The organism is Cupriavidus sp. FW306-01-F10A, assembly GCF_058782785.1.
Genome location: NZ_JBYSYA010000009.1, coordinates 71,106 through 84,606, shown reverse-complemented (window position 1 = coordinate 84,606; position 13,501 = coordinate 71,106). Strand labels below are relative to the sequence as shown.

Here is a 13,501-nt window from a genome sequence, read left to right as displayed (position 1 = left end):
GTTTGACCTGTCGATTGCCGCAAATGAAGCCTGCTACAAATACCAATCAGCCATTCCGTTCCCCCGCCTGGCCGCCCGGCCTGCCGGCCACGCTGCATACGCCTCGCACCAGCCTGTTTTATAACGTCGAGGCGGCGGCGCACCGCTATCCGGACAAGACCGCGATCCAGTATTTCGGCACCGCGATCTCCTACGGCCAGCTGCAGGACGAGATCGAACGGATGGCCGGCTACCTGCAGCAGGCCTGCGGCATCGAGCCGGGCGACCGGGTGCTGCTGTTCAGCCAGAACTGCCCGCAGTTCATCATTGCCTACTACGCGATCCTGCGCGCCGAAGGCGTGGTGGTCCCGGCCAACCCGATGTGGCTGGAGGCCGAACTTGCCCACGTGGTCCAGGACAGCGGCGCGGTGGCCGCCTTTGCCGGCAGCGAGCTGTACCAGCGCGTGGCGCCGCTGCACGGCCCGGCGCTGCGACATGTGATCCTGCACGACTACGCCGGCATGCTGCGCGACGACGGCGGCCTGGCGGTGCCGGCCTGGCTGCGCGAAGCGCCGCCCGCACCGCAGGCCGCGTCCTCCGGCGCCATGCCGGTGGCCTGGGACGCGGCCAGCGCCGCCGGGCACCGGCCGCTGCCGCACCAGGCGGGCTACGACACGCTGTGCATGCTGGCCTATACCTCCGGCACCACCGGCCACCCCAAGGGCTGCATGCATAGCCACGGCACGCTGATGACCGCGGCGGCCGGATCGGTGATCTGGCGCGGCGCCACGCCCGAATCCGTGGTGCTGGCCGTGGCGCCGATGTTCCACCTGCTGGGCATGCAGAACTGCATGAACTCGCCGCTCTACCTGGGTGCCACCGTGGTGCTGATGCCGCGCTGGGACCGCGCGCTGGCCGCGGACCTGATCGAGCGCTACCGCGTCTCGGTCTGGGGCGCGCCGCCGGCGATGATGGTGGATTTCTTCTCGCAGCCGGGCATCGACGCGCGCGACCTGTCGAGCCTGGCCTATGTGGGCGGCGGCGGCGCGGCCATGCCCGAAGCGGTGGCCAATATGCTGCAGGAGCGTTTCGGCCTGCCCTACGTCGAGGCCTACGGCATGACCGAGACCGCGGCCTTCATCCTGTCCAACCCGCGCAACCAGCCCAAGCGCGAATGCCTGGGCATCGCCACCTTCGGCGTGGACGCGCGCGTGCTCGATCCCGAGACGCTGCAGGAACTGCCTTGCGGCGAGACCGGCGAGATCGTGGTCCACGGCGGCCAGGTGATGCTGGGTTACTGGCGCAACCCGGAAGCCAACGCTGCCACCTTCATCGAGATCGGCGGCAAGCGCTTCCTGCGCACCGGCGACCTCGGCTTCATGGACGAGCAAGGCTACTTCTTCATGCGCGACCGCCTCAAGCGCATGATCAACGCGTCCGGCTACAAGGTCTGGCCGGCCGAGGTGGAGAACCTGCTGTACGGGCACCCGGCCATCCACGAAGCCTGCGTGATCGCCGCCCGCGACCAGCGCCGCGGAGAGACCGTCAAGGCCGTGGTGGCGCTGCGCCCGGAAGCACGCGGCACGGCCGAAGCCGACCCCGAACGCATCATGGCCTGGTGCCGCGAGCATATGGCCGCGTACAAGGTGCCGCGCATCGTCGACGTGGTCGATGCGCTGCCCAAGTCGGCCACCGGCAAGATCCTGTGGCGCGCCTTGCAGGAGCGCGAGATGCAGGCGGAAAACCCGAGCGCGTGACGCCAGCGGCGAATTCAGCAAAGAGAGAGACAGCATGCAGCAAAGCAGACGCAACTGGCTGGCACAGGCCGGCACCCTGGCCGGCGCGGCCATCCTCGGCGGCGCGGGCAGCGCCTTCGCGCAGCAACCGTATCCCGGCAAGCCGATCCGCATGATCGTGCCGTACCCGGCCGGCGGCGGCACCGACACCGTGGGCCGCCTGATCGGCCAGCGCCTGGCCGAAAGCCTGGGCCAGCCGGTGGTGGTCGAAAACAAGCCCGGCGCCAGCGGCATGCTGGGCAACGACACAGTCGCCAAGGCGCCGGCCGACGGCTACACCATCCTGCTGGCGATCACGGCGCTGATCCAGGCGCCGGCCCTGTACAAGCGCACGCCGTACGACGTGGCCAGGGACTTCACGCCGGTCTCGCTGATCGCCAAGTCGTCCGACCTGTTCGTCGTGCCCAACCGCGTGCCGGCCAACAATATGCGCGAGTTCCTGGCGCTGGCCAAGGCGGGCAAGCTCAGCTATGGCTCCTATGGCAACGGCACCTCGTCGCACCTGCACGGCGAGCTGCTCAAGCAGCAGGCAGGCATCGAGCTCGCACACATCCCTTACAAGGGCGCGGCGCCGCTGATGAGCGACCTGCTTGGCGGCCAGGTGGACAGCGCCTTTGTCGACGTGACCTCGGCCAACCCGTACCTGGGCAGCAACAAGTTCAAGATCCTCGGCATCACCGGCACCCAGCGCTACAAGGCGCTGCCCAATGTGGCGACCTTCACTGAACTGGGCCTGCCGGGGTTCGAGCCCAACGGCTGGTACGGGCTGTTCCTGCCGGCCAATGCGCCCAAGGATGTGACGGCGAAGCTGGCGGCAGAGACCGCGCGCATCGTGCGCCTGCCCGAAGTGACGCAGAAGCTGGCCGGCATGGGCCTGCAGCCGGTCGGGTCCGCGCCGCAGGAACTGGCGGCCGTGGTCGCCGGCGATACGCCCAAGTGGGCCAAGATCGTGCGCGACGCCAATATCCAGCTCGACTGAAACCCGCCTCCCGGAGCCCACCGATGGAAACCATCCGCTTTGCCGTCGAGGACGGCGTCGCCACGCTGACGCTGGACTCGCCGGCGCGCAAGAACGCGCTGTCCTTGCCGATGCGCGACGAGATCGGCGAAGTGATTCGCCGGGTACGTGCCGACGACAGCGTGCGCGCGCTGATCCTGACCGCCGCCGGCACCGATTTCTCGTCGGGCGGCGACATCAGCTCGATGCAGGTCGAGATCAATGCCGAGCAGGGCCGCAAGCGCCTGCACAAGGTGCACGGCTGGCTGGAAGACCTGATCCAGCTCGACGTGCCGGTCATCGCCGCGGTGGACGGCGCGGCCTATGGCGCGGGCTTCAGCCTGGCGCTGACGGCCGACATCATCCTGGCCACGCCGCGCGCGCGCTTCGGGCTGCCGTTCCTGCGCATGGGGCTGGTCCCCGACTGTGGCGTGTTCTACACGCTGCCGCGGATGATCGGCCTGCAGCGGGCCAAGGCGCTGATGTTCTCGATGCGCGAGCTGAACGCCCAGGCCGCGCAAGACCTTGGCATCGTCATGGAAATCGTGCCGGCGGACAGCCTGCAGGAACGTGCGCGGACGCTGGCGCAGGCCTTCACCGAGGCCTCGCCGGTGGCGGTGGGCCTGACCAAGCAGGCGCTGAACGCCTCGCTGAACCAGGACCTGCACACCATGCTGGCGATGGAAGCGGATGGGCAGGGCATTGCCTTCTCCACCGCCTATCGCCGCGAGGCTGCCGACCGCTTCATGGCCAAGCAGCCGCTGCGCTACCGCTGGCCGGACTGAGCGGCGGCGCGGGTCATGCTGCCCCGCAGCATCCGGCGGCCTCGCCGGGCTGTCGTTTACGTATACAGGCGGGCGCTGGCCGGACGGTAACGGTCGCCTGCCAATTTTCTCGTTTACCCTGATACCAGCACACCATATGGGATCCCACGACCAGCACACGGCGCCCGCCGTACGCCAGACCCCCTGGATGACCGAAGACCTGGGGATGTTCCAGGAAACCGTGCGCCGCTTCATCGAGCGCGAACTGGTGCCCAACGAGGCCCGCTGGGCCGCCCAGGGCTATATCGACCGCGAGGTCTGGCGCCGCGCCGGCCAGATCGGGCTGCTGTGCGCCAGCATCCCCGAGGAATACGGCGGCGGTGGCGGCACCTTTGCCCACGAGGCCGTCATCACGCAGGAAATGTCGCGCGCCGTCTGCACCAGCCTTGGCAATAATGTGCACAGCGGCATCGTGGCACATTACCTGCTCAACTACGGCACGGAAGCGCAGAAGAAGAAATGGCTGCCGCAGATGGCCAGCGGCGAAATGGTGGCGGCCATTGCCATGTCGGAACCTGGCGCCGGTTCCGACCTCAAAGCGATACGCACCCGCGCGGTGCGCGAACAGACCGAAAACGGAGACTGCTATCGCATAAACGGTGCAAAGACCTTCATCACGAACGGGTATCACGCCGACCTGGTCTGCGTGGTGGCCAAGACCGATCCGGAGGCCGGTTCGCGCGGCGTGTCGCTGGTCATGGTGGAGACGCGAGACCTGCCGGGCTTCCGTCGTGGCCGCATTCTCGAGAAGATCGGGCAGAAAGGGCAGGACACCGCCGAACTCTTCTTCGACGACGTGCTGGTGCCGTGCGCCAACCTGCTTGGCACGCAGGAAGGGCAGGGTTTCTACCAGCTTATGCAGCAGCTGCCGCAAGAGCGCATGATCATTGCGCTCGGGGCCGTGGCCACCATGCAGCGTGCCATCGAGCTGACCACCGAATACGTGCGCGAGCGCAAGGTGTTCGGCCAGCCGCTCGCCGATCTGCAGAACACGCGGTTCAAGCTGGCGGAGTGCAAGACGGTCGCCACCATTGCCGCGACCTTCGTCGACGATTGCATGCTGCGCCTGATTGACGGCAAGCTCGACGCTGCCACGGCCGCCATGGCCAAGTGGTGGTGCACGCAGCAGAACTGCCAGGTCATCGACGAGTGCCTGCAGTTGCACGGCGGCTACGGCTACATGCTTGAATACCCGATCGCGCGTATGTATGCGAATGCACGCGTGAGCAAGATCTTCGGCGGCTCCAACGAGATCATGAAGGAGCTGGTCGCGCGCACGCTTTGACGCGCCTGCTATCAGCACTGTGCGCGTGCTAGTGCGCGCAAACGCGTAAGAAAATGCGGAAAAACGAAGGCCGGCACCAGTGCCGGCTTTCGTGCGTATGGTTACAAAACCGGATGTGCACGGATGGCGGGAAAGGTGTAAGGTGTTTCACAAGCATGGTCAATGGCCCGTCGCGTGCGGGGGCAAGGCCCGAGCGGAAATGCAGCCAAAAGCTGAAGCGAATTCATGCAGAAAATGCAGCAACGAAACAGACGTTGCATCGATGCAAGATTTGTCAACTCGGATTCCACCATCGCCGTTATTTGACTATGATGAAGTAAAGACTTCGCAACATGACAGGTCGCCAGGCCGGGGTGGTGTGCCGCGAACGTTGCGCGAAGCCTTAGGGGTAGCACGCCTCGGACGTGAACTCTGACGGGAGTGAGGTATGGACATTTTTGGCCATTACGCTACGCGCTTCGAAGCTCGCAAGGAAGAGGAATACAGCATCCAGGAGTACCTGGAGATCTGCAAGAAGGATCCGACTGCCTACGCGACTGCTGCAGAGCGCATGCTTGCCGCCATCGGCCAGCCTGAGTTGGTGGATACCCACCATGACCCCAGGCTGTCCCGCCTGTTCTTCAACAAGGTCATCCGCATCTATCCGGCCTTCCGCGACTTCTATGGCATGGAGGACACGATCGAACAGATCGTCTCGTTCTTCAAGCACGCGGCGCAGGGCCTGGAAGAGCGCAAGCAGATCCTCTACCTGCTCGGGCCTCCGGGTGGTGGCAAGTCCTCGCTCGCTGAAAAGCTCAAGGCGCTGATGGAGGAGATCCCCATCTACGCGCTCAAGGGTTCGCCGATCCATGAGTCGCCGCTGGGGCTGTTCGCGCCAGAGGAGGACGGCAAGATCCTGGAAGAGGACTACGGCATTCCGGTCCGGTACCTGAACACCATTGCCTCGCCATGGGCGGTCAAGCGCCTGCACGAGTTCAACGGCGATATCACCAGGTTCCGGGTGGTCAAGCTGCGCCCTTCGGTGCTGTCGCAGATTGCGATCTCGAAGACCGAGCCTGGCGACGAAAACAACCAGGATATTTCCTCGCTGGTCGGCAAGGTCGACATCCGCAAGCTGGAAGATTTTCCGCAGGACGATCCGGACGCCTACTCCTATTCCGGCGGGCTCTGCCTGGCCAACCGCGGCCTGCTCGAGTTCGTTGAAATGTTCAAGGCGCCGATCAAGGTCCTGCACCCGCTGCTGACGGCAACGCAGGAAGGCAACTACAAGGGCACCGAAGGCTTCGGCGCGATCCCGTTCGACGGCATCATCCTGGCGCACTCGAACGAGGCCGAGTGGACGACCTTCAAGTCGGACAAGAACAACGAGGCTTTCCTGGACCGGATCTATATCGTCAAGGTGCCGTACGTGCTGCGCGTGTCGGACGAGGTGAAGATCTACGACAAGCTCTTGCGCAGCAGTTCGCTGTCGGCCGCGCCGTGCGCGCCCAACACGCTGAAGATGATGGCGCAGTTCGCGGTGCTTACGCGCATCAAGGAGCCCGAGAACTCCAATATCTTCTCGAAGATGCGCGTCTATGACGGCGAAAGCCTGAAGGACGTGGATCCGAAAGCGAAGTCGTACCAGGAATACCGCGACTACGCCGGCATCGACGAAGGCATGAACGGGCTGTCGACGCGCTTTGCGTTCAAGGTCCTGTCCAAGGTCTTCAACTTCGACAACACCGAAGTGGCGGCCAACCCGGTGCACCTGCTGTACGTGCTCGAACAGCAGATCGAGCGCGAGCAGTTCCCGCCGGAGCAGGAAGCCAAGCTGCTGTCGTACATCAAGGAGTACCTGACCACTCCGTTCGTGGAGTTCATCGGCAAGGAGATCCAGACCGCCTACCTGGAGTCGTATTCGGAGTATGGGCAGAACATCTTCGACCGCTATGTGGTGTTCGCCGACCTGTGGATCCAGGACCAGGAGTACCGCGATCCCAACACCGGCGAGATCCTCGACCGCAACGCGCTGAACGACGAGCTTGAGAAAGTGGAGAAGCCCGCGGGTATCTCGAACCCGAAGGACTTCCGCAACGAGATCGTCAACTTCGTGCTGCGGGCGCGGGCCAACAACAGTGGCAAGAATCCGGTCTGGACCAGCTATGAAAAGCTGCGGATGGTGATCGAGAAGCGCATGTTCTCCACCACGGAGGACCTGCTGCCGGTGATCTCGTTCAATGCCAAGTCTTCTCGCGAAGACCAGGACAAGCACGAGAACTTCGTCAACCGCATGGTCGAGAAGGGGTACACGCCCAAGCAAGTGAGACTTCTGGTGGAGTGGTATCTGCGCGTAAGAAAGTCATCGTAACGGCGCCGCGGAACAGGTCTCTCAACGAGGGCAACATATGGCTACGGTCATCGATCGGCGCGAGAACGGCGGCAACAAGAGTGCCGTCAACCAGCAACGTTTCATCAAGCGCTACCGCGAGCAGATCCGGCAAGCGGTGGCAAAGGCGGTGTCCGGCCGGAAGATCATGGACATCGAGCAGAGCGGCCAGGTGTCCATTCCGGTCAAGGACATCTCCGAACCGATCTTCCACCACGGCCCGGGCGGGCGGCGCGAGTGGATTCACCCTGGCAACAAGAAATTCGTCAAGGGCGACTCCTTCGACCGCCAGCAGCAGGGCGGTGGCGGGACCGGTTCGCGCGCCAGCGACAGTGGCGAAGGCGAAGACGATTTCGTCTTCACGCTGTCGCGCGAGGATTTCCTGAACTTCTTCTTCGAGGACATGGCGCTGCCGGACCTGGCCAAGCGCCACCTCGCCAAGATCGCCGAGGTGCGCAAGGTGCGCGCCGGCTATTCCATCGACGGCACGCCTGCCAACCTGTCGGTCCTGCGCACCATGCGCAGCTCGCTGGGGCGGCGCATCGCCTTGTCCAGCCCTTACCAGAAGCGCCTGCGCGAGCTGGAGCTGGACTACAGCGAGGCGCTGGAAAAGGACGGTCCCTATGCCGAAGGCACGCTCGAGCTGATGGAGAAGATGCGGCACCTGCGTGCCTGCATCGACCGCGTGCCCTTTATCGAGAAGCTCGACCTGCGCTACAACAACCGCGTGCTGAAGAAGCGCCCGCAGGCCCAGGCGGTGATGTTCTGCCTGATGGACGTGTCCGGCTCGATGGACGAGAGCCGCAAGGACCTGGCCAAGCGCTTCTTCATGCTGCTGTACCTGTTCCTGAAGCGCAACTACGAGCGCATCGACGTGGTGTTCATTCGCCATCACACGGTGGCGAAGGAAGTCGATGAGGAAGACTTCTTCCACTCGCGCGAGTCCGGTGGTACCGTGGTGTCCAGTGCGCTGAAGCTGATGGTGGAAGTGATCCACGACCGCTATCCGCCCAGCCAGTGGAATATCTACTGCGCGCAGGCATCAGACGGCGATAACTGGGCCGGTGATTCCGAGTTGTGCGGGCGCCTGCTGCGCGATTCGATCCTGCCACTGGTCCAGTACTATGCATATGTTGAAGTCGCGTCGGAAGAGCCGCAGAATCTCTGGGAAGAGTATCTGACGGTCAAGGGACAGTTCGATCACTTTGCGATGCAGCGCATCATCGGTGCGGACGAGATCTACCCGGTGCTGCACGACCTGTTCCAGAAGCGCGCAGCATAGGGTGGCGCCGATCCTGGCCTTCCTCGCGGAGGGCCACAGTGAAGGCAAATGGCGAGGCAACGCGGACCACGCGGCGCGGCGATGCCGTGCGCGCTGGACGGGTCTGGCGCCTTGCCCGGGCAACAAGGGGCGAAGATGGCTTATCTCTCCACGGGTTCGGAATGGACCTTCGAGCTGATCAAACGGTATGACCGCGAGATCGCCCGCATCGCCGGCGAATTCGGGCTGGATACCTATCCCAACCAGATCGAGATCATCACCGCCGAGCAGATGCTCGACGCCTACGCGTCGGCGGGGCTGCCGGTCGGCTACAGCCACTGGTCCTACGGCAAGCACTTCCTGGCGTCCGAGCGCAGCTACCAGCGCGGCCACATGGGGCTGGCCTACGAGATCGTCATCAACTCCAATCCCTGCATCGCCTACCTGATGGAGGAGAACACCATGCCGATGCAGGCGCTGACGATCGCGCACGCCTGCTACGGCCACAACTCTTTCTTCAAGGGCAACTACCTGTTCCGCACCTGGACCAACGCGGACGCCATCGTGGATTACCTGCTGTTTGCCAAGAACTACGTCGCCGAGTGCGAGCAGCGTTACGGCGAGCGCGAGGTCGAACTGCTGCTGGACTCTTGCCACGCCTTGCAGAACTACGGCGTGGACCGCTACAAGCGGCCCAAGAAACTGTCCATCACCGAAGAGAAGGCGCGGCAGGCCGATCGCGAGAACTACCTGCAGCTGCAGGTCAACGACCTGTGGCGCACCCTGCCCAAGCACCGGCCGCATGCGCTGGCGTCGGAGGACGAGGCGTCCGAGGGGGAAATCATCTTCCCGCCCGAGCCGCAGGAGAACCTGCTGTACTTCATCGAGAAGAACGCGCCCAAGCTGGCATCGTGGCAGCGCGAGATCGTGCGCATCGTGCGCAAGATCGCGCAGTATTTCTATCCGCAGCGCCAGACCAAGGTCATGAACGAAGGCTGGGCCACGTTCTGGCACTACACCATCATCAACCAGCTGTACGAGGAAAAGCTGGTCAACGATGCGTTCATGATGGAGCTGCTGCAGGCACATACCAACGTGATTTACCAGCCGCCGTACAACAGCCCCTACTACAGCGGCATGAACCCCTACACGGTCGGTTTCCTGATGTTCCAGGATCTGCGCCGCATGTGCGAGAACCCGACCGAAGAGGACTACCGCTGGGCCCCGGAATTCGCCGGCAGCGACTGGCGCAAGACGCTGGACTTTGCCATGCGCAACTTCAAGGACGAGAGCTTCCTGCTGCAGTTCCTGTCGCCGCGCGTGATCCGCGAGCTGAAGCTGTTCTCGGTGCTGGACGATGACCGCGAAGGCAAGCTGCGCGTCACCGCGATCCACAACGACGAAGGCTACCGCGCGATCCGCCAGCTGATGGCGGCGCAGTATGACCTCTCCAGCATGGAGCCCAATATCCAGGTCACCAATGTCGACGTGGGCGGCGACCGCTCGCTGACGCTGCGGCACCTGCAGAACGACCGCCGGCCGCTGGCGCACAACTTCGACGAGGTGATCCGGCACGTGACCCGGCTGTGGGGCTTCACCGTGCGGCTCGAGGTCGCCTACGAGGACGGCCGCACCGAGCTGAAGTACGAGTGCAAGCCGGAACGGCGCCACCGCCGCCCGCACGGCGGCGGCCTCAGCCTGGCCGCCTGATCCCGCGATTGCCGGGGTTAAGCCCCGCCGCTCAGGCGGCGGGCGCGGGCTCGCACCATTTGCGCACCAGTTCCACCGCGTTGCGGCCGGCGCTGGCGCATACCTGCTCGCCCAGCACCCGGCTCCACCAGCGCTCCGAACCGTCCGCCACCCGCCATGCATGCAGCCGGCGCGTATAGAGCTGCAGGTCGTATTCCTCAGTGATCCCGATGGCGCCGTGCACGGCGTGCGCGATGGCGGCCACCGGCGTGACCGCGTCGCTGGCGCGCAGCTTGCCGATGGCCGCGCGCAGCCGGTCGGGCGTGCCGGTGCCGCTGTCGCAGGCCAGCTGTGCGGCCACGCGTGCGGCGGCGACATGCTCGGCCATCTCGCTGACCTGGTGCTGGATCGCCTGGAACCTGCCGATGGCGCGCCCGAACTGCTGGCGGTCGTTGGCGTACTCCAGGGTCAGGTCGAGCACGTGCGACAGCGCGCCGGCCAGCTGCGCCGTGTGCAGGCAGGCGCCCAGCGTGCGCAGGGTGCCGGCCGGCAGTGAAAACGCCGCTGGCGCCGAGGCGTCAGGGCGCGGCACGCGCAGCGTCAGGTCGTGATGGGCGCCGGTCGCTTCGGCGCGGGCGTCGGCCGCCGGCAGCAGCAGGCAACGCTCGCCGTCCTGCAGCAGGAACCACTGCGCATGGCGGGCGTCGGCCACCAGCGCCGCGGCGGCGCCGTTTTCAAAGCCGGCGAGTGCGACCGGGCCGGCGGGCAGGGCAATGCCATGCGCCTGCAGCAGCGCGCGCGCAAAGATGGTCTGCGCCAGCGGCAGCGGCAAGGCGTGGCGGCCGGTGACAAAAAGCACCGGCGCAAGTTCGCGCAGCGGCAGCGCGGCGCCGCCGGCGGATTCGGGCAGCAGGCAATCGGCAAAGCCGCTTTCCAGCAGCGCTTGCCACAGCGGCTGCGGGTCGGCCCGCTGTTCCAGCGCGCGCACGGTGGCGGGCGGGCAGCAGTCGCGCAGCAGCGCGTCGAGGGCGTCGGAATAGGCGTTATGCATGGGGTATCTCGTTCAGGATGGCGGTCGACGGGGGCGGATTCAGCGCAGGCCGAGCCCGCGCGCGATCATGCCGCGCAGGATTTCGCGGGTGCCGCCGCGCAGCGAGTACGACGGCGCGATCTGCGTGACATAGGCCAGGGTGCGGTACAGCGCCCCATCGGCCGCCAGCGCGGGTTCGTCACCGAGCGCGGCTTCCACCAGCGCCGGGATCGACTGCTCGAAGGTCGTGCCCAGGTCCTTCACCAGCGCAGCCTCCACCACCGGGCTTTCACCGGCGGCCAGCCGCGACGTGACGGCCAGCGACATGGCGCGCAGCACCGCCAGGTGGCCGGCGAGCCGGCCCGCGGTCACCGTGTCGCGCCGTGCCGGCGGCAGCCGGCGCATGGCGTCGAGCCAGGTGTCGAGCAGCACCACGCTGGAGTAGAGGCGCTCCGGGCCGCTGCGCTCGAACGCCAGCTCGGCGTTGACCTGCTCCCAGCCGCTGCCTTCCTGGCCGACCAGCGCGTCCGGGGCCAGCGCCACGTCGTCGAAGGTGACTTCGGAGAAGTGCGCGTCGCCCGCGAGGTCGTGGATCGGCCGCACCGTGACGCCCGGTGCGTGCAGGTCGACGATGAACTGCGACAGTCCGGCCTGCCGGTCCTGCGGCGTGCCCGAGGTGCGCACCAGCGCGATCATGAAGTGGCAGCGGTCGGCATTGGTAGTCCAGATCTTGCGGCCGTTCAGGCGCCAGCTGCCGTCCGCCTGGCGCACCGCGCGCGTGGCCACGCTGGCCAGGTCGGAGCCGGAGTTGGGCTCGCTCATGCCGATGCAGAAGAAGGCCTCGCCGCGGCTGATCGCGGGCAGGTAGCGCGCCTTCTGCGCGTCGTTGCCGTAGCGCAGGATCAGCGGGCCGCTCTGGCGGTCGGCGATCCAGTGCGCCGACACCGGCGCGCCGCAGGCCAGCAGTTCTTCCACCAGCACGAAACGCGAAAACGGATCCAGGCCCGCGCCGCCGAACTGCGCCGGCAGCGTGATGCCGACCCAGCCGCGCGCGGCCAGCGCCCGGCTGAAGGCGGCGTCAAAGCCCATCCACGAGCGCGCGCGCGTTTCCGGCGGCAGCGCGGGCAGGTGCTCATCGAGAAAGGCCCGCACCTCGCCGCGGAACGCCACGGCGTGCGGCGGCAGGGAGGTCAGGCCGAAGGTGGAAAGCAATGCGGTCACGGTGAAATCCTGTGTCTGGTATTGGCTGGTGGCAGCGGCTCAGTCCAGCGTCGCGCCGGAATCCTTCACGACCTTCTGCCAGCGCGTCATTTCCGCGCTGAGGTAGGCGGCGTAGGCCTCCGGGGTCGATCCGCGCGGCTCCGCCCCCTGCGCGGCCAGGCTTGCGCGCGTCTCGGGGTGGGCCAGCGCCTTGGTGGCGGCGGCATTGAGCTTGCGCACGATCTCGGCCGGTGTCCTGGCCGGCACCATCATGCCCTGCCAGGCGCCGACCTCGAAGCCCGGCTGCACGGTTTCGGCAAGGGTGGGCACGTCCGGCAACTGGGCGCTGCGCGTGGTGCTGGTGACGGCCAGCGCGCGCATACGCTTGTCGCGGATGAAGGGCAGCGATGAATTGATGGTGTCGGCCATGAACTGCACCTGTCCGCTGGCCAGGTCGGTCAGCGCCGGCGCGCTGCCCTTGTAGGGCGCATGCACCGCCGACAGGCCGTTGGCCTGCAGGAACATGAAGGCCGCCAGGTGCGTCACGTTGCCGTTGCCGGCCGAGCCGTAGGTGAGCTTGTCGGGGTTGGCCTTCAGGTACTGGATGAACTCTTTCACGTTCTGTACCGGCAGCTGCGCGTTGACCTCCAGCACCAGCGGCACCATTGCCGTCAGCGCCACCGGCGCGAAATCGCGTTTCACGTCGTAGCTGAGCTTGCGGTAGAGCGCCGGGCTCAGCGCGATCGACGAGGTGTTGTACAGCACCGTATAGCCGTCGGCCGGCGCCTTGGCGACGATCTCCGCGCCGATATTGCCGTTGGCGCCGGGGCGGTTGTCGACCAGCACCTGTTGGCCGAGCGTCTCGCTCATGCGCCGTGCGATCACGCGCGACACCAGGTCGGTCGGGCCGCCCGGCGGGAACGGCACCACCATGCGGATCGGGTGCGACGGGTAGGCGGCATCGGCGGCCGCCGCCGGCTGCGCCAGCATCGCCGGCAATACGATGGCTGCCGCGGCAGCCAGTGTCGTGATGAAAGTCTTTGCCTTCATGTCTTTGTCTCCTCCGTCCATG

General features: G+C 66.0%; 10 protein-coding genes. 7 read left to right on the top strand and 3 right to left on the bottom strand.

Annotation, left to right across the window (positions count from 1 at the left end):
- Positions 1–23 precede the first annotated feature (23 nt).
- The 7 genes from AC3WLF_RS15280 (at position 24) to AC3WLF_RS15250 (ending at position 10,220) form a co-directional block, all read left to right on the top strand.
- Positions 24–1,736 (top strand): long-chain fatty acid--CoA ligase, encoded by a 1,713-nt coding sequence (locus AC3WLF_RS15280; RefSeq protein WP_492321282.1) that lies wholly within the window; start codon positions 24–26, stop codon positions 1,734–1,736.
- Between the two features lie 34 nt (positions 1,737–1,770).
- The gene (locus tag AC3WLF_RS15275) at positions 1,771–2,754 is read left to right on the top strand and encodes a Bug family tripartite tricarboxylate transporter substrate binding protein (RefSeq protein WP_492321281.1); all 984 of its coding nucleotides are present in this window, start codon (positions 1,771–1,773) and stop codon (positions 2,752–2,754) included.
- 23 nt (positions 2,755–2,777) lie between these two features.
- Positions 2,778–3,557: an enoyl-CoA hydratase/isomerase family protein gene (locus AC3WLF_RS15270; protein WP_492321280.1), complete on the top strand. Its 780-nt coding sequence runs from the start codon at positions 2,778–2,780 to the stop codon at positions 3,555–3,557.
- Positions 3,558–3,693: 136 nt separating this feature from the next.
- Positions 3,694–4,881 (top strand): acyl-CoA dehydrogenase family protein, encoded by a 1,188-nt coding sequence (locus AC3WLF_RS15265; RefSeq protein ID WP_492321279.1) that lies wholly within the window; start codon positions 3,694–3,696, stop codon positions 4,879–4,881.
- A 427-nt stretch (positions 4,882–5,308) separates the two neighbouring features.
- Positions 5,309–7,231 carry a PrkA family serine protein kinase gene (locus AC3WLF_RS15260; protein ID WP_492321278.1) on the top strand — a complete coding sequence of 641 codons (1,923 nt, stop codon included), beginning with the start codon at positions 5,309–5,311 and terminating at the stop codon, positions 7,229–7,231.
- 37 nt (positions 7,232–7,268) lie between these two features.
- Positions 7,269–8,531, top strand: a complete 1,263-nt coding sequence (locus tag AC3WLF_RS15255; RefSeq protein ID WP_492321277.1) for a YeaH/YhbH family protein — start codon at positions 7,269–7,271, stop codon at positions 8,529–8,531.
- Positions 8,532–8,666: 135 nt separating this feature from the next.
- Positions 8,667–10,220, top strand: a complete 1,554-nt coding sequence (locus AC3WLF_RS15250; protein WP_492321276.1) for a SpoVR family protein — start codon at positions 8,667–8,669, stop codon at positions 10,218–10,220.
- Between the two features lie 31 nt (positions 10,221–10,251).
- Here the strand turns inward: AC3WLF_RS15250 and AC3WLF_RS15245 are convergent, their stop codons facing one another.
- From AC3WLF_RS15245 to AC3WLF_RS15235, 3 genes are read right to left on the bottom strand one after another with little or no spacing between them, the layout of a single operon-like run.
- A complete protein-coding gene (locus tag AC3WLF_RS15245; RefSeq protein WP_492358451.1) occupies positions 10,252–11,250 on the bottom strand; it encodes an acyl-CoA dehydrogenase family protein in 999 nt (332 codons plus the stop codon).
- Between the two features lie 39 nt (positions 11,251–11,289).
- Positions 11,290–12,450, bottom strand: a complete 1,161-nt coding sequence (locus AC3WLF_RS15240; protein WP_492321274.1) for an acyl-CoA dehydrogenase family protein — start codon at positions 12,448–12,450, stop codon at positions 11,290–11,292.
- Between the two features lie 39 nt (positions 12,451–12,489).
- On the bottom strand, positions 12,490–13,479 hold the full coding sequence (locus tag AC3WLF_RS15235) for a tripartite tricarboxylate transporter substrate binding protein (RefSeq protein WP_010811713.1): 990 nt from the start codon (positions 13,477–13,479) through the stop codon (positions 12,490–12,492).
- Between the last annotated feature and the right edge of the window lie 22 nt (positions 13,480–13,501).

What these genes read in the sequence shown, in the direction of transcription:
- AC3WLF_RS15280 (WP_492321282.1), top strand. Translation starts at nt 24, where the DNA reads ATGAAGCCTGCTACAAATACCAATCAGCCATTCCGTTCCCCCGCCTGG.
- AC3WLF_RS15275 (WP_492321281.1), top strand. Translation starts at nt 1,771, where the DNA reads ATGCAGCAAAGCAGACGCAACTGGCTGGCACAGGCCGGCACCCTGGCC.
- AC3WLF_RS15270 (WP_492321280.1), top strand. Translation starts at nt 2,778, where the DNA reads ATGGAAACCATCCGCTTTGCCGTCGAGGACGGCGTCGCCACGCTGACG.
- AC3WLF_RS15265 (WP_492321279.1), top strand. Translation starts at nt 3,694, where the DNA reads ATGGGATCCCACGACCAGCACACGGCGCCCGCCGTACGCCAGACCCCC.
- AC3WLF_RS15260 (WP_492321278.1), top strand. Translation starts at nt 5,309, where the DNA reads ATGGACATTTTTGGCCATTACGCTACGCGCTTCGAAGCTCGCAAGGAA.
- AC3WLF_RS15255 (WP_492321277.1), top strand. Translation starts at nt 7,269, where the DNA reads ATGGCTACGGTCATCGATCGGCGCGAGAACGGCGGCAACAAGAGTGCC.
- AC3WLF_RS15250 (WP_492321276.1), top strand. Translation starts at nt 8,667, where the DNA reads ATGGCTTATCTCTCCACGGGTTCGGAATGGACCTTCGAGCTGATCAAA.
- AC3WLF_RS15245 (WP_492358451.1), bottom strand. Translation starts at nt 11,250, where the DNA reads ATGCATAACGCCTATTCCGACGCCCTCGACGCGCTGCTGCGCGACTGC.
- AC3WLF_RS15235 (WP_010811713.1), bottom strand. Translation starts at nt 13,479, where the DNA reads ATGAAGGCAAAGACTTTCATCACGACACTGGCTGCCGCGGCAGCCATC.